Origin of the sequence: Nonomuraea sp. KM88, assembly GCF_052245635.1 — a bacterium.
Classification (GTDB): Bacteria; Actinomycetota; Actinomycetes; order Streptosporangiales; family Streptosporangiaceae; genus Nonomuraea.
This window is the reverse complement of the sequence record NZ_JBQQCC010000004.1, coordinates 530,733-551,793: the sequence shown is the minus strand read 5'-3', so window position 1 is coordinate 551,793 and position 21,061 is coordinate 530,733. Positions and strand designations below refer to the sequence as shown.

Annotated in this window: 17 protein-coding genes; 4 read left to right on the top strand and 13 right to left on the bottom strand. The window is 71.3% G+C overall.

Annotated features, from left to right (window positions below; genetic code table 11):
- Nucleotides 1-11 precede the first annotated feature (11 nt).
- From ACTWPV_RS15995 to ACTWPV_RS15940, 12 genes are all read right to left on the bottom strand, one after another.
- Complete coding sequence (locus ACTWPV_RS15995; protein ID WP_443152348.1) at nt 12-1,844, bottom strand: hypothetical protein; 1,833 nt, start codon at nt 1,842-1,844, stop codon at nt 12-14.
- Nucleotides 1,845-1,966: 122 nt separating this feature from the next.
- Complete coding sequence (locus ACTWPV_RS15990) at nt 1,967-2,359, bottom strand: (deoxy)nucleoside triphosphate pyrophosphohydrolase (protein ID WP_443152347.1); 393 nt, start codon at nt 2,357-2,359, stop codon at nt 1,967-1,969.
- A 13-nt stretch (nt 2,360-2,372) separates the two neighbouring features.
- Nucleotides 2,373-3,458, bottom strand: a complete 1,086-nt coding sequence (locus ACTWPV_RS15985; RefSeq protein ID WP_443152346.1) for a C40 family peptidase — start codon at nt 3,456-3,458, stop codon at nt 2,373-2,375.
- Entirely contained in the window at nt 3,455-4,081 is a 627-nt protein-coding gene (locus ACTWPV_RS15980) for a hypothetical protein (protein ID WP_347646325.1), read from the bottom strand. The genes ACTWPV_RS15985 and ACTWPV_RS15980 overlap by 4 nt, the downstream gene beginning before the upstream one ends.
- 159 nt (nt 4,082-4,240) lie before the next feature.
- Nucleotides 4,241-6,487 (bottom strand): type IV secretion system protein, encoded by a 2,247-nt coding sequence (locus ACTWPV_RS15975; protein WP_443152345.1) that lies wholly within the window; start codon nt 6,485-6,487, stop codon nt 4,241-4,243.
- The gene (locus ACTWPV_RS15970) at nt 6,484-8,961 is read right to left on the bottom strand and encodes an ATP-binding protein (RefSeq protein WP_443152344.1); all 2,478 of its coding nucleotides are present in this window, start codon (nt 8,959-8,961) and stop codon (nt 6,484-6,486) included. The genes ACTWPV_RS15975 and ACTWPV_RS15970 overlap by 4 nt, the downstream gene beginning before the upstream one ends.
- Before the next feature lie 47 nt (nt 8,962-9,008).
- Complete coding sequence (locus ACTWPV_RS15965) at nt 9,009-11,912, bottom strand: TcpE family conjugal transfer membrane protein (RefSeq protein WP_443152343.1); 2,904 nt, start codon at nt 11,910-11,912, stop codon at nt 9,009-9,011.
- A 53-nt stretch (nt 11,913-11,965) separates the two neighbouring features.
- Nucleotides 11,966-12,211 carry a hypothetical protein gene (locus ACTWPV_RS15960; protein WP_246091063.1) on the bottom strand — a complete coding sequence of 82 codons (246 nt, stop codon included), beginning with the start codon at nt 12,209-12,211 and terminating at the stop codon, nt 11,966-11,968.
- Between the two features lie 80 nt (nt 12,212-12,291).
- A complete protein-coding gene (locus ACTWPV_RS15955; protein ID WP_347646463.1) occupies nt 12,292-13,308 on the bottom strand; it encodes a conjugal transfer protein in 1,017 nt (338 codons plus the stop codon).
- Between the two features lie 328 nt (nt 13,309-13,636).
- A complete protein-coding gene (locus ACTWPV_RS15950; protein WP_347646321.1) occupies nt 13,637-13,936 on the bottom strand; it encodes a hypothetical protein in 300 nt (99 codons plus the stop codon).
- Between the two features lie 116 nt (nt 13,937-14,052).
- Entirely contained in the window at nt 14,053-15,129 is a 1,077-nt protein-coding gene (gene ychF / locus ACTWPV_RS15945) for a redox-regulated ATPase YchF (RefSeq protein WP_347646320.1), read from the bottom strand.
- 11 nt (nt 15,130-15,140) lie between these two features.
- Nucleotides 15,141-15,872 carry a hypothetical protein gene (locus ACTWPV_RS15940; RefSeq protein ID WP_443152342.1) on the bottom strand — a complete coding sequence of 244 codons (732 nt, stop codon included), beginning with the start codon at nt 15,870-15,872 and terminating at the stop codon, nt 15,141-15,143.
- A gap of 96 nt (nt 15,873-15,968) precedes the next feature.
- On the opposite strand from ACTWPV_RS15940, the gene rmuC reads away from it, so the two are divergent.
- Entirely contained in the window at nt 15,969-17,240 is a 1,272-nt protein-coding gene (rmuC, locus tag ACTWPV_RS15935) for a DNA recombination protein RmuC (protein WP_443152341.1), read from the top strand.
- Nucleotides 17,241-17,254: 14 nt separating this feature from the next.
- Nucleotides 17,255-17,764, top strand: a complete 510-nt coding sequence (locus tag ACTWPV_RS15930) for a DUF6542 domain-containing protein (RefSeq protein ID WP_443152340.1) — start codon at nt 17,255-17,257, stop codon at nt 17,762-17,764.
- Between the two features lie 22 nt (nt 17,765-17,786).
- Here the strand turns inward: ACTWPV_RS15930 and ACTWPV_RS15925 are convergent, their stop codons facing one another.
- On the bottom strand, nt 17,787-18,752 hold the full coding sequence (locus ACTWPV_RS15925) for a 4-hydroxy-3-methylbut-2-enyl diphosphate reductase (RefSeq protein WP_347646317.1): 966 nt from the start codon (nt 18,750-18,752) through the stop codon (nt 17,787-17,789).
- 101 nt (nt 18,753-18,853) lie between these two features.
- Here ACTWPV_RS15925 and ACTWPV_RS15920 point away from each other — a divergent pair, with 101 nt between their 5' ends.
- Together ACTWPV_RS15920 and xseA are read left to right on the top strand one after the other, a co-directional pair.
- Complete coding sequence (locus ACTWPV_RS15920; RefSeq protein WP_443152339.1) at nt 18,854-19,789, top strand: hypothetical protein; 936 nt, start codon at nt 18,854-18,856, stop codon at nt 19,787-19,789.
- Between the two features lie 57 nt (nt 19,790-19,846).
- Nucleotides 19,847-21,061: an exodeoxyribonuclease VII large subunit gene (xseA, locus tag ACTWPV_RS15915; RefSeq protein ID WP_443152338.1), complete on the top strand. Its 1,215-nt coding sequence runs from the start codon at nt 19,847-19,849 to the stop codon at nt 21,059-21,061.

The following is a 21,061-nucleotide window of genomic DNA, read 5'->3' as shown; positions in this document are numbered from 1 at the left end:
TAAAGACTGATTTACAACTCCAATTTACGGTTACGGCCCTGTTGTACCGTGACAATGAGTCTCAACGCCCCCAGCAGCAGTCCGACGGCTGCGGCCGCCAGCCAGAAACCCGTCGCGCCGTCCACGATGCTGACCCCCTCTTCCGGGCGCACACGTTTGACCGACGACACCATTTCGAACGGCAACGGGGCCGACCCTGGACTTGCGGCCGGCGGGAACGACATCTCCGGGGACGGAACGGTTCCCGCGGTCGCCGCCACCTGCGGCGCCCCATCGGGGAACGCGTGCGCGAACCCGTCAGGCATCTCCTGCACGTTCCCGTGGGGCAACGACTGCGTGGACCCGTGGGACCGGGTCGAGCCCTGAGCCTGCACTGCCCCCCGGTTCTGCGCGGGCAGGGAGTGCCGGCCCTGAGCCTGCGCCGTCTTCTGAGCCTGCGCGGTCTTCTGAGGCTGCGCCGTCTTCTGAGCCTGCGCTGCGCCAGGCTGCGCGGCGCCCTGAGGCTGCCCGGCGCCCTGAGGTGCGACAGCCTGAGGCACCGCGCCTTGGGGCTGGCCGGACCCCCGCGACTGCGCTCCCCCATGAGACCGAGAGCCGTTGGATGGGGAGCCCTGAGCCTGGGTCCCGATAGGCGGTTGTTGCGCGGGCTCGGGATCCGCTCCCTGCTCCTGCGCTGACGTTCCCGGCGCCCGCTGCGGGGAGACGGCGGGCGGCCCCTGCTCCTCAGCCTGGCCCCGCATGGCCGGTGGTTCCTGCGCCTCGCGCCGCGTACCCTCCAACTCGCGGATCGCCTGACCGTGCTCCTGCGCGCCGGCCTCCACAGGCTCCCACGCTTCCACGCCACGCTCCCGCACCCCAGGATCGCCCGCACCGCGCCGCACCGGGGAATGCCGCTCGGCGCCGGCCGGTCGGCGTCCTTCCACAGCGACACCCGCGGGTGAACGTGCCTCGCCAGAATCGGGAGGCGGCCCGTCTCCCGTCTCCGGCCCGACGGGCCGTCGGCCGTCCACGCCGGAACCTGGAGGCGGTCCATCCCCCGCCCCGGGACCGACGGGCCGCGGGCCGTCCACGCCGGGACCGGGAGGCCACCAACCCCCTGCCACGGCACCGGACGGCGGCCAGAACTCCGCGCCAGGCCATTCCCCCGCCCCAGGGCCGGCCGGTCCCTCGGCGACAGCGGGATGGCCGGCGTCCTGCGACCGGTCGCGCACACCGTAGGGCACCCGTGCCCCGCCGCCGGACTCCTCCGGTCCTGACGAACCCGGCGGCGCCGGTACGGTGCTCGTGACCCGCGTGGAGACGGTGTCGGCCGTGGTCGTCAGCCCGTCACCGGTGCCGGTGCGCATCCAGGCGGCCGCCGCCAGCGCCACGGCCCTGACCCCGGCCGGTGCGGTGAGCGTCACCTCAACGGATCGTTCCCCGGCGACCTCGCCCAGCCTGCACACCCGCGTTCCCGGAAGGGTGGCGCTGGCGCGGGTGGAGCCGGAAGGGACCGACAACGCGCGTACGGCAAGCTCCTCGGAGGCCACCTCGCCCGCCGTCACCACCTCCGCCCGGGAGCCTCCCGCAGGCTCCTCCCGGCTCGCCCCGGGAATGCCGGCATGCTCCGGCATGACAGCCCCCGGCCCGAAACTCCAGGCGGGACGATCGGGCGACGGGGCGCAGACGACCTCCGCCAGCGCTTCCGCCGGGCTGGCCGCCACCGCGACCCTCGCACCCCTGCCCATCCCGTTCAGCCGTACCTTGAACCGCTGGACGTCCCCCGTCCTGACCCGCTTGCCCGCGCCGTCAGACCCCTTGATCCGCTCGAGCACCAGCGACACCCCCGTGGCCCCCACGGGCACACAGGGCACCGCCGTCAGAAGGAGGGCTCCGGCAATGATCCAGCCACGCCGCATCATTCCCACTCCCCCGTTGCGACAAATCACACTGAGTCACCATCATGACACACAGGGTGAGGAGTCCATCACTGGGGCAGCAGGTTCTCCACGGTCTTCATGATGGGCAGGTCAGCGCCCAGCCAGTCGACGTCGTAATAGTCGCCTGGCCCGAGCCACCGCAGCGCCAGGTGCTCCTTGGCTTCGGGCACGCCCGAGATCAGGGAGCACAGCCACACGCGCATGACATACCCCGCCGAGAGCGGCCAGTCACCGCCCACGCGTTCGCCCACCGCGATCTCGACGCCGAGTTCCTCGCGGCACTCCCGCACGAGCGCCGCCCGCTCGTCCTCCCCCGGATCCACCTTCCCGCCGGGGAACTCCCACCCGCCGGCCAGCGCCGCCGGCTCGGCGCGCTGGGCCGCGAGCACCCGGCCGCCAGGGGCGACAATCACCGCGGCCACGACCACGACCGTGCTCATCACGTCACATTCCTCACCGGGATGGATTCTGCAGCTTCTTGAGCTGTTCGAGCACGTCGGGGTTCTGGAGAGGGCGGGTGAAGCCGACCCGGTTGGTACGGGCCTGGTAGCTGGTGACCTTGATCGGCCCGCACAGCCGGCAGCGCGCCTCCAGCATCTTGCCCTTGGACACGACCAGGCCGACGTGGCCAGGGTTGTTCGCGGACGTGCCGGGACCGGAGTTGAAGAACACCAGGTCACCCGGCTGCTCGTCCCCTTCCTGGATCTTCACCCCGAACGGCCACTGCACGAACGTCGTACGCGGGATCACTAACCCCGCCGCCCGGTAGGCCGCGTAGATGACGCCCGAGCAGTCGAACGCGTCGGGCCCCGTGCCGCCCCACAGGTACGGCTTGCCGCGCTGGTCGAGCGCGTACTCGAGGATCTTGGCCACGACGTCGCTCGGCGCGGCCTCGATCAGCGGGTCGTCGCACTCCTCCGAGGCCTGCGGCGGCACCTTCACCTCGCCGGACCTGGCGTATTTCCTGGCGATCTCGACCACCTGGTCGACGTACCACCAGGCCCGGTTGTAGACGAACAGCGCCTGCCGCACGTTCTCCGGCGCGCCGTTGCGCTTGAGCATCTTCGCGGCGCCCAGGATGGCGTCGGCCGGGTTGTAGACGTCGCCCACGCCGTCGCCGTCGCCGTCGGAGGCGTAACCGTTGAAGTCGGACGACATCGGGATCCTGGCCTTGCCGCCCCACGTGGAGATCAGGAACTGCATCGGCCCCGCCGCGCCCGCGTGGTTGGTGCCGTTCTTGACGCCGGGCAGGTCGGAGCGGCCGTGGTCGGTCTCGCGCTTGCCCACGGCGGCCAGGATGTTCCACTGCACGCCGATCTTCTTGCCGTGCTTCTTGTACAGCTCCAGGTATCTGCCGGGAATGTCGGAGGAGCCCGAGTCGGACACCTCCTCCACCTGCGTGTCGTCCTCGCAGTCGATGGAGCCGCCGCCGGAGATGAAGGACGGCAACGAGATCAGCAACATCGGCGAGACGATGACCGCCACCAGGATCAACGCCCCGGCGAGACCGATCACCAGGGCGAGACGCGTACCTTTCACTCCAGAATGTCCCCCTCCTGGCCCTCCGTCGACGGACGGAGATCGAAGACCCGCCAGTCGGCTCCCTCCTGGCTCACCGTGACCGCGTACTCCTCGTTGTGCTGCTTGCCGCCGCTCTTCGCGGCGACCTGCCGGCTGGCGCTGATCACGAAGACGATGGAGGTCTTCTCGACCTGCCTGATCTCCTTCAGCCTGGCCGTGGCCGTGGAGACGATCTCGTCGTTGCGGTTCTGCTCGATGGTGCCCGCCGAGGAGAGCGTTCTGGTCAGCTCGTTGCCGAACTCGGCCGTCGTGTACGCCTTCAGCCGCGTCGCGTAGGCCGCCGGATCCTCGTCGTAACGGAACGTGCCGTACTCGGCGGTGAACCGCTCGGCCAGGTCCGCGGCCGCGGCGAGCTGCTCCTTCTGCATGGGCAGGTAGGAGTAGACGTCGAACGGCTCGGCGCTCGCGGTCGCCAGCGGCGTGCTCGAAGCCACCGGCGTGACGGCCGCGGGGGTCGCCTCAGGCGCGGGCTCCGCCTGCTCCTCCGAGGGCGGACCGATCGTCAGGTAGACGCCGACCGCGGCGACGACCACGACGATGACGGCGAAGGCCAGCCCGCGCCGGTCACCTGGCTGTGCCATCAGATCCTCCCGAGGGGACCGTCGCCAGAACCTCAGCCATTGTCGCCGCCTCCGGATGGGATCGGCTTCGTGCTTTCGGGCATCGGTCAGGGCTTGGCCGTCGTCTCCCGCGCAAGCGGGGCGAGAAGCCGCTCCCTTCAGGGCGCGGAGGAGTCACATTCAGTCCTTGTCCGGGGAGTTCGGCTTGAGCCAGAACGGCACGGAGGGGCTGTCACCCCCGGAGCCGCCACCGTCGCTGCCGCTGCGCAGCCAGAGCGGTGGCGCCTCCGAGGAGCGGGACGACGACTCGCCGGAGCTGAAGATCCGGGAGCCCGCCTGGCCGCCGCGCGGCCAGGCCTGGCCTCCTCCGCCGCCGCCGGACCGCGTCCTGCCGGAGCCGCCGGAACCGTTCGATCCGCCGAACAGCCCGCCGCCGGGGCCGCGGGAACGTGTGCCGCCCGACCCGCCGAACCGGGACCCGCGCGAGCCGCCGGACGAGCCGTTACGCGAGCCGCCCGACGAGCCGCCGCGCCGCGCCCAGCCGCCACCGGACCCGCCGCCGAACCAGCCGCCGCCGGAGCCCGCGGACCCGCCGGAGCCCGCGCCCGCGCCGGCCGCGCCACCGGAGCCTCCAGGACCGCCGCCGGGCCTGGCGCCACCCGCCCCGCCGCGCGTGCGGGTGGGCGTGCCCAGATTGAGCGGCGGCGCCGTGCCCCTGCGTGGTTCGAGCGGCGCCCTGGTCGCCGCCTTGCCGCCCTGCTGGTCGGTGTCGAGGGGCGCCGCCGTGGCGGGCACGCGGGTGCCGGAAGGAGTGCCCTCGCCTTCCTCGGCGCGTACCCTCGCCTGCCCGGTCGCCGCCGTGGCCGCCGCACCCGCCGGGTTGGCCGCGGCCGCCGCCCTGATAACCGGCTCGGCCTTGCGCAGCCCCCAGCGTCCGATCCTGGCCGACGCGACCGGCGGCAGCGCGCCCGCGGACCGTTCGAGCACGGACGAGCTGGCCGCCTCGCCGAGCATGCGGGTGGTGACCGTGTGGCCGTTCAGCGAGGCGAACAGGTGCTGGAACGGGCGGCGGTAGAAGAACACCGCGATCGTCAGCAGGGCCATGAACAGCACCTGCAGCCCCCACGGCATGGCCGTGGAGATGATCAGCGCGTAGCCGTACACGAGCACGCTGAGCACGATCGTCAGCACGGCCTGTCTCAGCAGCGTGCCGACGAGCATCTCAACCCAGCGCATGGCGATGATCCGCCCGCTGCCCGGATGCACCCCGATGAGCAGGAAGATCGGCCCGAGGATGAGCAGCAGCAGGAAGCCCACCTTCAACACCAGCAGCGAGACCGCCACCAGGAAGATGAGCGTGCCGGCCACCAGCGCGGCGATGAACGCGCCGACGGCCACGCCTAGCCGGTTGGACCAGTCCCTGCCGGAGAAGACGGTGTAGCGGGGGTCGTTCCTCAGCTGGGAGGCCAGCTCCGCGTATTCCGACTGGCGGGCCCCCACGTCGGGGGCGGGCTGGCCGGCGACGGCGGGCGGGATCGACTGGATCTCCAGCATCTTGCGGCCGAAGTCGCGCACGATGGGCTGCTGCGGGTCGGCGGTGCCGAACTGGCCCACCAGCCACGGCTTGCAGACCAGCGTGGACCACAGCGCGTCGGCGTTCTGCTCGACGCCCGGCGTGCCGCCCTGACCGAAGCCGCCCGGCTTGAGCTCGGGATCGGCGTCGCCCGGAGGCGGCAGGCAGGACGCGCCGCCCGCGCCGGGCAGGCCGGAGAACGCCGAGTTGACGACCTCGCCGGTCTTGTCGGTGACCACCTTGCCGAGCCCGGTGAAGTCGCCGGGCCGGCTGAAGAACCAGACCGCGACGGTGACCGCCAGGACCATCCAGATCACGCCTTCAGCGGTCGTGGTGGCCCGCTTGCGGATCAGGCCGTACCAGGCCAGCCAGATCGCGCCGATGATCACGATCGGGCGGAGGAGCGGCCAGTACATCGCGTTGGCCAGGTTCGTGACGATGTCGTCGACCACGTCCTTGATCGACTGCAGCGGCCCTTCCGTCGCCGCCGCCTGGTACGTGGTGATCGTCAGCCGGTCGACGGCCTTCGCCGCGGTGAAGATGCCGTTGGCCCACATGTTGCCGAGCACGGCGACGTAGTCGGAACAGCCCAGCTCGTGGGTGTGCCAGAACTGGCCGCTCATCCCGAACTGGCCGTAGTTGGTGGTCGGAGCCTGCGCCCCGCCCTCGGGGGGCGGCGGCTGGATCATGCCGTCGGTGCCGCCGCCGATCACCTCAGGTGCGAGCGCGCCCGACAGGTCGCAGGGCGCCGCGGCCGCCGGGGCGGACACACCGCCCACCACGACGGGCACCACGAGCACGGCGGTGACGAGCGCGAACGCCAGCGCGAGTCGTCGGGATAGCCGGACCTTCATGACCGTACCTCCTGCGCTCTGCCCACGCCCCCCTGAAGATCATCATGCCCGTCGGCGACGGGTTTGTCGTGTGTGGGGTTCGTGTCGAGCCAACGGAGAAGTTCCTCGGAGATCAGGTCTACTCCGATACGGCCCGCCCTGCCATCCAGATCACGGAACACGCATTCGCCGTTTCCCAGCGAGCGCAGCACGGCCTTGTGCTCTTCCGACTGCTCCACCCCGAGCAGGGACATGACGTGGTCCACCTCCACCCGTTCGGTGGACCTGAACGCGAAGACGGACGACAGGCAGTTGGTCACCTGCTCGTTCAGCAGGTCTCCCGCGTTCTGCGAGACCAGCACCAGAGCGGTGTTGCGGGAGCGGCCCATCCGGCTGACCTCGGGCACCAGCTTGGCGCCCTCGGGCGTGGAGGTGATCGCCCACGCCTCGTCCAGGAAGATCGCCTTGGGGGCGCGCCGGTCGAGGCCGTTCATCAGCCTGCGCGCGAACTGGGACACCAGGTAGAGCAGGGCCACCGACAGCCGCTGCTCGTAGGAGTAGTCGTCCCTGGTCGTGGCCACGTCGGGCAGCGTCAGCCCGCCCAGCGTGAACACGGTCGTCCACCCCTCCGTGTCGATCTGGTCGCCGCCGGAGGGGTCGAAACAGAGCCTGGCCAGGTGCATCTCCGACATGGAGCGCAGCACCGCGCCGAGGTTCTTCGACGCGGCGTCGCCGGCCTGCTCCAGGAAGTCGACGACCTTGCCCAGCGAAGGGTCGGGCGCGTTCGACACCGCGGCCACCGCCTGGATCATCGCCGACTCGCGCTCCTCCGACATGCGGGGCAGCAGCAGGCGCAGCGTCTCGGTGGCCATCGTCTTCTTCGCCGCGATGTCGTCGCCGAACGAGAACGGGTCGAGCAGCCCGGGCGCCGCCGACCCGAGCGGGATGATGCGCGCCTTACGCCCCCGCTTGTCGAGCAGCCGTACGAGCGACTCGGCGTCGCCCTTCGGGTCGATCACCGCGACCGTCACCCCGCGCAACGCCATCTGATAGATCATCAGCAGCGCGAGCGTCGTCTTGCCGCCGCCCGGCTCGCCGGTGATCGCGATGGCGGTCGGGCGGTTGCGGCTGGCCGCCAGCAGCGGGTCGAAGTGCACGATGCTGCGCGCCCTGCCCACCGTCTCGCCGATGTACGGGCCCAGCCAGCCCTCGCTGCCGTCGTCCAGCCGGTCGCCCAGGTCGACGGTCGCCGTGGCCATGCCGCCCGCGATCGTCCGCAGCGGCTGCCGCTGGGCATAGGCGTTGACCTGCACCTTCTCCCCCGGCAACGCCTCACGGAACAACGAGAACTGGTCGCCGGTCGAGTTGACCACGTCGATGCCCATGTCGCGGTAGTGCTCGACGACCGCCTCCACCCGCTGCACGCAGATGTCCTCGGTCGGGGCCGACACGATCAGGCGGTGCCAGCCGTACACGAACGGCAGCCGCTCCTTCGTGATGCCGTGCTCCAGCATCCTGGCCGCGTCGATCTGCTCCGCCAGCGCCAGCGGCGCCTCCGCGCCCGCCTCTCGAATGTGGTGGTCCATGTCACGGGCGTGCGCCAGCTTGCGCGCGACGTCCTTGGACGCCTTGACCGGCGGGATCAGCCGCATCCGCGACGAGATCTCCACGGGGAACGCGAGCTGGTCGGCGAAGTGCATCCACGGCTCGCCGTCGGGGAACGGCATGAGATCGGGGAAACGCGCGAACGACAGATGAGCCACGTACGAGTCGCCCTGCGGCTGCACGATCCGCAACAACGACCTGCCGTTGTGGATCTCGCCCTCCACCAGCGCCTCGATCTCGCCCCTGCCCCAGCGCCGCTTCGGGCTCGCCGACGGCGGCGGGTCGCCCAGGGCGCCCGCGGCCGCGTGCTGGAACAACCACGCCACCTCCACGGAGGTGGCGTGCCTGGCGTAGAGGGCGCTCGACGCGAGCGCCCTGCCCAGCCGCTCCGCCTGTTCCGTCCACCGCCCGATCTCGCTGTCGGGCACATGGTCGTCCTCCATGCCGAGAGACTTCTCGGTCTTCTGGTAGAAGCCGAGGAGCTGGCTGAGCACGCCGCTGCCGAGCTGCTTGCCGCGCGGCCCGAGCCGCACGCCGAGATAGACCTCCTTCGACCAGAAGTCCTTCGCCCAGACGTGCCGGTACATCTCCTCCAGGTAGTCGCGCCAGCCCGGCCCCTCGTCGGACGTGGCGTTGAGCGCCATGGCCCACTCCGCCGCGGGGTAGGTGCGGTGCGCGACCCTCAGGTGAACCTCGGCGTCGGGCATCCTGATCGCGGCCAGCGCGATCGTGATGTTGGTGGCCAGCGCCTCGCGCTCCTCAGGCGTGACGAACTCGTAGCTGACCGTCGGGAGTCTGAAGTACGCCCATGCGCAGGTGTCCGTGAGCAGGATGCGGTCGTCGAAATAGCGGACCGCGAGGCGCTGGTGCGCTCGTGATGCCCTGCTCATGCCGCCCCCTCAGCGCATGAACGGGCCAGGCCTGCTCGCTTGTTCACTTATCGCTCACCGATTCTCGTGCCCGGGGGGTCACTCGCCAACTCCTCCTCGCTCGGTCGGACGGTCTGTGCCTGTGCCGCGAAGCCCGCTATCACCACGCCCGCGAGGGCGAGGTAGGCCCGCCGCCCGGCCGCGCGCAACTGCCCCGGGTCGACGACCTCCGCACCGCCGGGCGCCAGATCGTCCTCCCAGGGGACCCTGACAATGGCCCGGCACCTGCCTCTGGCCACCGCCTCCGCCTGCTCGACGTCGGCCATCGAACGCCTGCTGACGCCGTTCACGACCATCACCGCACGCCTGCGCAGCTCCGCGCAGCCGTGCCCGTCGAGCCACTCGTACGTCATCGCCACCGCCTCGGACGCCTCCTCGCTCGCCGGCACCACGAGCACCAGCTGGTCGGCGTACGGCAGCACCCGTGCCGCCAGCGCCGCCGCCGGGTCGATGACGGCCAGCTTGTAGTGGCGGTCCAGCAGGCGCATCGACTCGCCCAGCCGGTGGTCGGAGAAGAGGGACCGGTCCGCCAGGCGTTGCTCGGCGCCGGCGTCGGTGTCCGCGCTGATCACCTCGAGCCCGGAGGCCGTCCTGGTGGTGTATCCGCGCATGGCGAGATAGCCGCTGACCCGGTCGAGACCGGACAACAACGAGGTGAGCGTCTCGGGGGTCTCCAGCTCGATCTTGCTGGTCAGGGTGCTGCCGCCGGTGTTGGCGTCGACGGCCACCACCCTGTCGTCGCGGTAGCGGGCGAACGTGTGGCCGAGCATGAGCGCGGTCGTGCTCTGCCCGGCTCCGCCGGTGCAGCCCAGCACGACGACCCTGCGGCTGCCGCTGAACACCGCCCTCGCCCTGGCCTCGTCGATCTCGGAGCCGTCGGTGCGTACGCCACCTCCGCCGACGACCACCTGGGCGATCCGCCGCCACCCGCCGGAGTCGCGCCCGACCACCGACTCGACCCGGCGCACCCGGCCCTCACCCGGACGCGGCCCGGGCACCGGTGGCACCAGCTCTCCGCCCCGTCCGGGTTCGCTCCGCAACGGCGGCGCCTCCCGTCCCGCGGCCCTCTGACCGCCGCGCCCACCAGCCACCCGGGCGTCACGGGCACGCGCCGCAGGGGCGTCACGGTCGGCTGCCGTACCGGGCGCAGGCGCGTCGCGGCCGCCGGCCGTGGCGGGCGCAGGGGCGTCGCGCTCCCGTGACACGTCGAATCCGGGCGCGTCGCGGCCCTCGCCGGTCGTCCTGCCCGGTCCGGGCCCGTCGACGGGGACCAGCGTCGGCCTCACCCGACGGCCCACCGCCTGGCCCCGCGTCGAGGGCTGCGGGGTGCCTGGCGCTTCCCGTACGTCCGCGACCTGGCCGGAGGTGTTCCCCGCCTCTTCGTCCTTCGCGCTCCTGGACCCGACACCGACGGCGTCAGGCACGTCCTGCGCGGCGTCACCCGCTCGCGGCGGGACGGCGGCCGGTGTGCCGTCTCCTGACCCCCTCGCGACGGCACCCTCCGAAGGGCTGTCCACCTCTTCGGAGGCCGCGTCACCAGCGGCAACCGGCGGAACGTCAGCGGCCCCAGGCGCGTCACCGGCAGCGGCCGGGGGAACGTCGTCGGCCTTCGCCGTGTCGGGCGCCGTAGGGACGGTTTCTGCGCGGTCGTCCTCTGTCGCGGAGGCTCCCACGCGGTCATCTCCTGCGTGAGCTCCCGTGGGAGTGGCTCTTGTGCGGTCGTCTCCTGCGGGAGCGGCTCCCGTGGAGGTGCCTGCCGCGCGGTCGTCCGTGGGCGTTGCGGGGCGGGGCAGGGGCTTGGCGTCGGGGTTGAGCGGTGGCCAGATCCGTTGCGTGCCCTTCAGCACCAGGGCCGGCCCCAGCCGGGGCGGCTGCCCCTTCCTGTGCTGATCGCGTGCGACCTCGTCCTCGTGCCGCCCGCCGTCCCGCCGCTGTCCCCCGTCGTGGCGCGCGCCGTCGCGCGCATCGTCACCGGCGTCGGGGCGCGCATCGTCGCGGGGGCGCTCGGCCGGTGCGGGCTCCGGCGTCCCGGCGGGCGCGTCGGCGCTCGCCGCGAGCCTTCTCAACCTCCGCAGCGCCTCGGTGTCGATCGGCTTGCCGGCGACGGGCTTGCGGCTCTCCGCCGTCTTGATCGGGACGACCGCGTCCCGCGCGGCCCGCGCCTCGGCGTCCGTCTCGCCGGACGATGTACGCCTGTCACCGGGCTCGGGCGCGCCGGAGCCCGGTGACGGCACGGGCGAGCGGTCGTGACGGCGTTCAGCGCCGCCTGAGAGCCCCTTCTCGCGCCGGATCGCGCCTCCCGCGGTGCCGCGTGCCGGCGAGGGGGGCGCCTGGTGTGCCTGGGCCTTGAGCGCCGGCGCGGTGCCGCGGCGCGTGCCCCAGCCGGGACGCGCGCCCGGCTGCTCGCCCACCGGGGCCTGCGCGGCAGCGGCAGCGGCGGCGGCCACGACGGGCCGCACCTGGCGAGGCCCGGTGGTCCGCTGGCCCTCGCGCCTGCGCTGCGCCTGGCGGGCCTTGCGCGGCTTCTTCGCCTTGACCCTGGCGGGGGTGGCGCGCCAGACGCGAGCGGAGAACGTGACGGTCTCGGGCTCGGCGCCCGGCGCGAGGCGGTACCAGGCTCTGGGCTGGCCGAGGTAGCGGAGCTGGGACTCGAGCAGTTCGGTGAGCCGCTTGCCCTCGATGACGGGACGGGTGGACAACCACGTGACGATCCCGGGCGGGACGAGGAACAGCACGTGCCACGGCATCTCCACCGGCACGCCCACCAGGACCAGCAGGAGCGACCACGGAACGAACACTCCGACGAAGACGCCGATCCAGACGATCGGCAGCGGCATCGGCAGGCGAAGGTCGTACAGCTTGTACAGCCGCTTCTCTATCCGCCAGATGTTCGTGTACGTGGGCAGGTCCACACGGCCCTCCTCTCGCCCGCTCGTTCATGACCGCCGGGGAGCGGTCTCAACCCTTACGTGATGCCCAGCGCGCCCGCGATCGCCTTCGCCGTCACCTCGATGATGTTGGGAACGTAGAAGATCACTCCGATGGCCACGGCCAGGATGAGGAACTGCACGAACCGCGTGATCTCGCGGGTGAAGAGGAAGAACAGCGCGACCACGGAGACGACGACCAGGAACAGCGGCGCGAAGAACGCGCGCAGGAAGTCGGCGAGCCCTCCGGTGTCGATGCCGGTCGACACCGGTGTCGGCGTCATCTCGATCAAGGTGAGCAGTACGGTCTTATAGGTCACTTCTTGTCCTCCCGGGGGGTACCGATCAGCAGCGTGGCCATGCCCTAATCAGCGACCCGGCCGGCGCCGCGGATATCGGCGACGAACCACTTGTCGCCCTGCTTCTCGACGGTCAGGCGATAAGCCTGCTCCAGACGCCCGCCGGCCGCCGCCGGGTCGGTGGAGTCGGGAGTGGGCGGGGCGTCGCCGTTCGGCACCGTCCACACCACCACCGCCTGGATCTCTCTGGTGGCACCCCCCACAGGCACCACGACTTCCTTGAGCTCCGCGAAGGTGAAGGCGCCGCCGAAGCTCGGCAGGCTCTTGCCTGCGGCGACGTAGCGCTGCAGCCCGGCGGCGTCGCCGTCGGCGTAGTCCTTGAAGAAGCCCTCCAGCTGCGGCTTGAGCTCTGCCGCGGCCGCGTCGTCGGTTTCGGGCTTGGCCACCTGGGGGAGGTCGGCCGGGGCCGGGGCGGGCAGGATCGCCGGACGCCCTGAGACGACGAACCTCTCTCCGGCGTCGTCGCCGGAGAAGTAGATCGGGACCGACACCATCATCCTGCGCGGGCCGGTCTGGAAGGCCACGCTCACCACCGCGTTGTGGGCGTCGGCCGCCTCGATGTCGTAGGCCTGGATGGCGACGGCCGCCAGCTTGCCGAAGCCGTCCCAGCCCATTTGCGGGTCCATGCCCTGGGCCAGGAACGCGGCGAGTTTGCTGGATCTGCTCGCCGCGTCGTCGGGGTTGAAATTCAGGTAGACGCCCGCGAACTGGGCGGCGAATGCCATGCCTCGCTCGGCGGGGAATCCATGGTGCTCCTGCACCGCACCATTGGGCGCGGCAACCTCCTGCTGGGTAAACCTCTCAAATGGGGCACGAATCCCATTCACCACGACAACCACAATAAGTGCCCAGAGAATGATGCGGCCGGTCCATACCAGCCACCGTCCGCCGCCGCCCGACCAGCCGCCGCGCCGGGGCCGGCGAGGCGGCGGCGCGTCGAAGTCGTCCGTGTCGAGGCGCGCGGAAAGCTCGGGCTCGCCAGCGATCCGAGGATCGTGCTGGACGGTAGACCTACGAGCCATCACGCCTCCGCTCGCGCCGATCCCCCCGGCTGGCGCGGTGTCGTCCGTTGCCGATCCCCATCATCCGCGGTGAAGTAGTCACCCTATCCGGTCTCCGCCATTGTTCCAGGAAAGCCACGCCCATGCTGCGGCATGACCGTCCTCACGGCAAACCGGGCCCGCATGACAGGGCCCAGACCCGATTCCAGTGAGTTCCCGGCGTAAACGGCTTTTGACCAGGCCAAACGCCTAAAAACGCATAGCGCGGCGGCCACGGATTCCTGTCCAAATCGCGCATGGACTCTCGCGACCTGCGGATTCGGCATAGGTCACGAACGGAGGCGGAGCGTCAGGCGGGCTCAGGATCCTGAGACGAGTGCGACCGGCGCCTGCTGTCCAGGTCGACGACCGTCGGCTGCACCGCCCGCTCCAGGGAGCCGCGGAGATCGGCCAGCATGCCCGCGGGGCCCTGCTCGCGCATGCGGGTCACCATCTCGTTGCGCTCGTCGACCTTTCTGCGGAGGTACGCCTCGCGGTTGACACGCAGGCCGTACATGAGCTCGACCCTGATCAGGGCCAGCTCCTCCTCGAGGCTGATGCCCGTGAGCGTGGGTGCGGGGCGTCGTTTCCGGATGATGCGACGGATCATGAGGGTCTCCCGAGTCAGCGTGAACGCCGTGACGATTCGACGCGCGGACGCCCGCAGAGGTTGACGCATCAGTCGTCCCGGGATCAGACGTCCGATCCTTTCCCGGGACCGTCCGGTCAGACGTTGAAGCGGAACTCCACCACGTCACCGTCGCGCATGACGTAGTCCTTGCCCTCGATGCGGGCCTTGCCCGCGGACCTGGCGTTGGCGATGGAGCCCGCCTCGACCAGCTCGTCGAAGGAGACGATCTCGGCCTTGATGAAGCCGCGCTGGAAGTCGGTGTGGATCACGCCGGCCGCCTCCGGCGCCGTGGCGCCCTTGCTGATCGTCCAGGCCCTGGTCTCCTTCGGGCCTGCCGTCAGGTAGGTCTGCAGGCCGAGCGTCTCGAAGCCGACCCTGGCCAGCTGGCGCAGGCCCGACTCCTCCTGGCCGACCGACTGCAGCAGCTCAAGAGCCTCCTCCTCGTCGAGCTCGACCAGCTCGGACTCGATCTTGGCGTCGAGGAAGACGGCCTCGGCCGGCGCGACCAGCGTGGACAGCTGCTCCCTGAGCGCCGCGTCGGCCAGCTCGTCGGAGTCGAGGTTGAACACGTACAGGAAGGGCTTGGCCGTCAGCAGGTGCAGCTCGCGCAGCTCGTCGCGGTCGAGACCGCTCTCGAAGATGGTCTTGCCGGTCTCCAGCACCCTCAGGGCGCCCTCCGCGGCCTCGAGCGCGACCTTCTTGTCCTTGTTGTTGCGCGCCTCCTTCTGCAGGCGCGGGACGGCCTTCTCGACCGTCTGCAGGTCGGCCATGATCAACTCGGTGTTGATGGTCTCGATGTCGCGCTTGGGGGAGATCTCGCCGTCGACATGGGTGACGTCGGGGTCGTTGAAGACCCGGATGACCTGGCAGATCGCGTCGGTGTCGCGGATGTTGGCGAGGAACTGGTTGCCCCTTCCCTGCCCCTCGGAAGCCCCCTTGACCAGCCCGGCGATGTCGACGAACTCGACCTTGGCGGGCAGGATGCGGGCCGAGCCGAAGATCTCGGCCAGCTTGGGCAGGCGGTCGTCGGGCACGCCCACGATGCCCACGTTGGGCTCGATCGTGGCGAACGGGTAGTTCGCCGCGAGCGCGTTGCCGGACTTGGTCAGCGCGTTGAAGAGCGTGGACTTGCCGACGTTGGGCAGGCCGACGATGCCGATGGAGAGACTCACGGACGTCGAGTTTACTTGCTCAGCACGTCCAGACAGGTCACCGGGCGCGGGGCGGAGGCCGAGCGCAGGTATCGCTCGGAGCGCGCCGGGCAGTCCTTCGCGGCCGACTCGAACGACAGCACCCTGGCCCACGCCCGGGCCGAGCCGCAGGCCACCCGGGTGACGTCCGAGCGGTCGGCCACCCGGCCCGGCGGCCGCGCCACGCACGCGCCCCGGTCGAGCACCTGTCCGCCAGGGCCCAGGCAGACCGTCCTGGTGCCGCTGCCGAGGGTGTCCAGGGTGTCCTCGGGGCAGGCGGCGGCGTCCGGCGTGATCGCGACGGCTCTGCCGTACCAGCCGGACCGGCTGCACGGCCGCTCGCGGCCGTCGTGCGCCACGCAGTCGCCCGCCCTGAGCAGGCCGCCGCCACCGCCGGGGGCTCCGGGGTGCGGGTCGAGGAAGTTGCGTACGCACGCCGTACGGCCCGGCCCGACGCGCAGGACGTCGTCGGTGTCCTCGGGGCAGTCGCCCGGACCCGGCGGGTCGGGAGCGATGGCCACCACCTCGGAGACGCCGCCGTTGCACGGGGTCAGCGCGAAGTCGCCGGTGACGCACGCGCCCGGCGACCAGCGCAGCGCGGCAGGCCCCGGCGTCCGCTCGGGCCGCGAACTCCTCGCCGCGCCGGCGATGACGGCCCCGGCCAGCGCGACCAGCGCCGCCGCCACCGAGACGCCCACCACCACCTGCTTCGCGAGCGTGTCCATCCCACTACTCTCGGCGACGAGAGTCTCGGCGCACAAGCGGAACGCCCAAGCGTGTCGGGGAGATCCGCGCCCGGGAGTCCTGCAATCATCGATGAAGTGGATGTCATCTCGCTTCTCACAGGTCTCGCCGTCGGGCTGCTCATCGGTTTCCTCGTCGCCAGGACACGCGCGGCGGTGCGGGTGGCCGAGGCCGACGCCCGGGCGAGGTCGGCCGCGGAGAAGCTGGTCTACGTCGAGGAGCAGCTCGCCGAACGCTTCCAGGCCCTGTCCACGCGCGCGCTCGACGTCAACAACGTGCGCTTCCTGGAGCTGGCCGAGACCAGGCTCGCCGCCAGCCGCGCCGAGGCCACCGGCGACCTGGAGCAGCGCAGGCAGGCCGTCGAGCACCTGGTCGAGCCGCTGAAGGACGCGCTGTCCCGGGTCGAGTCGCAGCTGCGCGACACCGAGTCGGGCCAGCGCGCCGCGCGTGCGGAGCTGGCCAAGCAGATGGAGTTCGTACGCCAGAGCCACGAGCAGCTGCGTTCCCAGACCACCGCCCTGGTCAGGGCCCTGCAGCGGCCCGAGGCGCGCGGCCGGTGGGGTGAGCTCCAGCTGCGCAGGGTCGCCGAGATCGCCGGGATGCAGCGCTACTGCGACTTCGACGAACAGGTCGCCGAGGGCTCCATGCGGCCCGACATGGTCGTCAGGCTGGCCGGCGGCAAGAACATCGTGGTCGACTCCAAGGTGTCGCTGGCGGCATACCTGGAGGCCGCGGAGGCGTCCGACGAGTCGCTCGCCACGGTCAGGCTCGACGCGCACGCCAGGCACGTGCGCGAGCACATCGACCGGCTGGCCGCCAAGTCCTACTGGCAGGGGTTCAACCCGTCGCCGGAGTTCGTCGTGCTGTTCATCCCCGGCGAGGCGTTCCTGGCGCCCGCCCTCGAACGCGACCCCGGGCTGCTGGAATACGCCATGACGCGGCGGGTGCACATCGCCACGCCGACGACGCTGATCACGATGCTGCGCACCGCGCACTACGCCTGGCAGCAGGCGGCGCTCAGCGAGAACGCGCGGGCGGTGTTCGAGCTGGGCAAGGAGCTGTACGAACGGCTCTCGACCCTGGGCAGGAACGTCGACTCGCTCGGCAGGGCGCTGACGCGGGCCGTGGAGGCGTACAACAAGTCGGTCGGATCGCTCGAAAGCCGCGTGCTGGTCACCGCGCGCAAGCTGCACGATCTGGGCGTCGTCGACGGCGACCTCGACTCCCCCGAGATGCTCGAAGGGCTGCCCAGGCCCCTCGCCTCACCCGAACTGCTCGAAACCGCTTCTCAGCCAACCTCGTCACTGATTTCGCACCCGAACGGTAAGTTGGCCAACGGGTCGCAGTAGACGGGGGTGGGCCAGTGGCCGGGAAAGGCAGGCGTTCGGCGGTCAAGCTGACCGCGCGCGGCGCCATCGCGCTCTCCCTGGTCGCCACCCTCGCGGGCTACGTGCTGACCGCCCTGCTCGACGTCCCCCACCTGGTGGGCGGTGCGTTCGTCGTGGCCAGCCTGCTGGGCGTGCTGCTCGTCAACCGGCGCGAGCTGCTGTCACTGGTGGTGACGCCGCCGCTGGTGTTCTTCTGCGCCACGCTTTTCGTCGAGCTCGGCCGGGCGTTCGGCTCGGTGTCGATCGTGCAGTCGCTGGCGCTCGGGCTCTACACGTCGCTGACGCAGGGGGCGCCGTGGTTGTTCGCCGGCTCGGCCGCCGTGCTGGGCGTCGCGTGGCGGCGCGGGCTGCGGGACAACGTACGCGACCTGCGCGAGGAACTGAAGGCGGGCGCGGAGGTGCCGCGCCCGCGCCAGCCGTTCGTGCCCGAGCCGGAGGGCTACTTCGAGCCGAAGGTGTACGGCACGCCGCGCGGCGACGACTGAGACAGGTTCCGATCGCCCCGCGTCATGAGACCCGCAGGTCCTTACGCAGCTCGTGGGGCAGGGCGAAGCGCATGCGCTCGTCGACCGGCTGCACCTCCGTCACGTCGCCGAACCCGTGCTCGGCCAGCCGCGCCAGCACCCCGTCCACGAGCTCTTCGGGAACGGACGCGCCGCTGGTCACACCGACCGTGGTGACGCCGTCGAGCCACTCGTCACGGATGAACGTGGCGTCGTCGACGAGGTAGGCGGCCTCGGCGCCGTAGTCTTTCGCCACCTCGACCAGCCGCTTGGAGTTGGAGGAGTTCTCCGAGCCGACCACGATGACCAGCTGCGAGTCGGCGGCGATCTCCTTGACCGCGACCTGCCGGTTCTGGGTGGCGTAGCAGATGTCGTCGCTCGGCGGGTCGATCAGCGTGGGGAAACGCTCCTTGAGCCGGGCGACCGTCTCGGTGGTCTCGTCGACCGACAGCGTGGTCTGCGACAGCCACACGAGCTTGCTCGGGTCTTTCACCTGCACCTTGTCGACCGCGTCGAGCCCGTCGACCAGCTGGATGTGGTCGGGCGCCTCGCCGGAGGTGCCCTCGACCTCCTCGTGGCCCTCGTGCCCGATCAGCAGGATGTCGTAGTCCTGGCCCGCGAACCGCTTCGCCTCGTTGTGCACCTTGGTGACCAGCGGGCAGGTGGCGTCGATGGTGCGCAGCCGGCGGGCTCTGGCCTCCTCGTGCACGACGGGCGCGACGCCGTGGGCGGAGAACACGACGATCTCGCCCTCCGGCACCTCCTCGGTCTCCTCGACGAAGATGGCACCCCTGGCCTCGAGCGTCTTGACGACGTGGGTGTTGTGGACGATCTGCTTGCGCACGTAGATCGGCGCGCCGTACTGCTCCAAAGCCTTCTCGACCGCTACCACGGCTCGATCGACTCCGGCGCAGTAGCCACGTGGTTTGGCTACGAGGACTCGGCGGGAAGTGGGGGTCTGGGGCTCCATACTTCTTATGCTACGTGGAGCGGCCAGTAGGCCCGCGCGTGCGTGGCCGCCCGCGGTTTGCCACACTGGCCGTCCAATACTGACCTCCCAGGGAGACGTACATGTCCCTCAGCGACGTGATACGCAACATCGCCAAAACCGTTACCAACAAGGACGAGCTCAAGGAGAAGGCCAAGGACCTGCCACTTCTCGTCGCCCAGACCGCGCTCAGCGCCGCCGGGCAGGCGATGCTGCTCGTCGACCGGGTGAAGAACTCCGTCAGGGGCTCGGGCGACAAGGAGGAGCAGGACTCCCGCCCCGCCGTCGACCAGCTCGCCGCGCCCGCCGCGGAGGACGAGGAGAAGCCCGCCCGCAAGGAGCCGGTCATCTTCGCCCCTCGCCCGGGGGCCGCCGAGCCGAACGGCACCGGCAAGAGCAGGCCCGACCCGGTCATCTTCGCCCCGGCCGGCAAGACGGAGCCCGCCACCGCTGAGCCCGCCGAGCCCGCCGAGCCCACGGGCAAGGCCGCGGAGACCAAGCCCGCGGAGGCGAAGGCTGCGGAGGCGAAGCTCGCCGAAGCCAAGCCCGCGGAGGCGAAGGCTCCGGAGGTCAAGCCCGCCGAAGCCAGGACCGCGCAGGCAGCGGCGGCACCCGCCACGCCCGAGGCCGCGGAGCCCGCCGTCGAGGACAAGCCGGCGGTCACGGAGGAGCCCGCCGTCGCGGAGAGGGCCGCCGCCGCGAAGCCCGCCGCGAAGCCTGCCGCGAAGCCGAAGGCGACGCAGGCCAAGCCCAAGGCCGCGAGGAAGCCCGCCGCCAGGAAGTCCGCCGCCAAGGAGCCCGCCGCGGCGCCCGAGCCCGTGACGGCCCCGGTGACCGACCTGGCCGAGCCGCTGCCCGGCTACGCGGAGCTGACCGTCGCCTCCCTCCGCGCGAGGATGCGCGGAAAGACCGCCGAGCAGATCAGCGCCTTCCTGGCCTACGAGCGGGCGACGACGGCCAGGGCCGAGGTCATCCGCATGTTCGAGAACCGCCTCGCCAAGCTGCAGGCCGGCGAATAGCGGGGAAGAAACGTCCGGCCGCGGGAAGCGAGCCTCCCCGCCGCGTAGTCTTCCGCCATGAGCTCGAAGACCTCGCCTGAGTCACCCTTGCCGATCCGCACTGTCCTGCAGATGGTGGGCGGCTGGATCGGCAGGCTCGGCACCGTCTGGGTCGAGGGCCAGATCACCGACCTGAGCGCCCGCGGCGGCACGGTGTTCATGACCCTGCGTGACCCGGTCGCCAACGTGTCGGCCAGGGTCACCGCCCCTCGCGGGGTCTATGAGGCGGCCATGCCGAGACCGGCCGACGGCGCCAGGGTGGTCGTGCACGTCAAGCCCGACTTCTGGGTCAACAGAGGATCGTTCGCCTTCACCGCGATGGAGATCCGCCCGGTCGGCGTGGGCGAGCTGCTGGCCAGGCTCGAACGCCTCAGGCAGCTGCTGGCCGCCGAGGGGCTGTTCAACGCCGACAGGAAGCGGCGGCTGCCCTTCCTGCCCGGCACGATCGGGCTCATCTGCGGCCGCGACTCTGCGGCCGAGCGCGACGTGCTGGAGAACTCCCGCAGGCGCTGGCCCGCCGTGCGGTTCAAGGTCGAGGAGGTGGCCGTCCAGGGACCGTACGCGGTGGGCGAGGTGACCGAGGCGCTGGGCAGGCTCGACGCCGACTCCTCCGTCGACGTGATCGTCATCGCCCGGGGCGGCGGCTCTCTGGAGGATCTGCTGCCGTTCTCCGACGAGACGCTGGTGCGCTCCGTGGCCTCCTGCCGCACCCCGGTGGTGAGCGCGATCGGCCACGAGCAGGACAGCCCGCTGCTCGACCTGGTGGCCGACGTACGCGCCTCCACGCCCACCGACGCGGCCAAGAAGGTCGTGCCCGACGTCGGCGAGCAGCTCACGCTGGTGCGCCAGCTGCGCGACCGGGGCCGGCGGGTGCTGAGCGGCTGGCTCGACCGCGAGATGTCATGGCTGACGTCGGTACGGTCCCGGCCGTCACTGGCCGATCCCGTACGCGAGCTCGAACGGAGGGCCGAGCAGGTGGACGCGCTGCGCGAGCGCGCCAGGCGGTCGTTGACCGGTTCGCTCGACCGGGCGTCCGACGACCTCACCCACCTGCGTGCCCGGCTGGTCGCGCTGTCGCCTGCCGCCACCTTGGAGCGCGGCTACGCCATCGTGCAGCACCCGTCCGGTGACGTGGTGCGCCGGGCGAAGGACGTCTCCCCCGGCACCGTGCTGACGATCCGCCTCACGGACGACCGCCTGACCGTGCGCGCGGAGGAGCCCGATGAGACCTGA

Excerpts from the sequence above, each read along its gene's own strand:
- ACTWPV_RS15955 (WP_347646463.1), bottom strand. The coding sequence starts at position 13,308 with ATGGCTCGTAGGTCTACCGTCCAGCACGATCCTCGGATCGCTGGCGAG.
- xseA (WP_443152338.1), top strand. The coding sequence starts at position 19,847 with ATGAGCTCGAAGACCTCGCCTGAGTCACCCTTGCCGATCCGCACTGTC.
- ACTWPV_RS15960 (WP_246091063.1), bottom strand. The coding sequence starts at position 12,211 with ATGACGCCGACACCGGTGTCGACCGGCATCGACACCGGAGGGCTCGCC.
- ACTWPV_RS15970 (WP_443152344.1), bottom strand. The coding sequence starts at position 8,961 with ATGAGCAGGGCATCACGAGCGCACCAGCGCCTCGCGGTCCGCTATTTC.
- ACTWPV_RS15975 (WP_443152345.1), bottom strand. The coding sequence starts at position 6,487 with ATGAAGGTCCGGCTATCCCGACGACTCGCGCTGGCGTTCGCGCTCGTC.
- ACTWPV_RS15950 (WP_347646321.1), bottom strand. The coding sequence starts at position 13,936 with ATGATCCGTCGCATCATCCGGAAACGACGCCCCGCACCCACGCTCACG.
- ACTWPV_RS15925 (WP_347646317.1), bottom strand. The coding sequence starts at position 18,752 with ATGGAGCCCCAGACCCCCACTTCCCGCCGAGTCCTCGTAGCCAAACCA.
- ACTWPV_RS15990 (WP_443152347.1), bottom strand. The coding sequence starts at position 2,359 with ATGAGCACGGTCGTGGTCGTGGCCGCGGTGATTGTCGCCCCTGGCGGC.
- ACTWPV_RS15940 (WP_443152342.1), bottom strand. The coding sequence starts at position 15,872 with ATGGACACGCTCGCGAAGCAGGTGGTGGTGGGCGTCTCGGTGGCGGCG.
- ACTWPV_RS15980 (WP_347646325.1), bottom strand. The coding sequence starts at position 4,081 with ATGGCACAGCCAGGTGACCGGCGCGGGCTGGCCTTCGCCGTCATCGTC.
- ACTWPV_RS15920 (WP_443152339.1), top strand. The coding sequence starts at position 18,854 with ATGTCCCTCAGCGACGTGATACGCAACATCGCCAAAACCGTTACCAAC.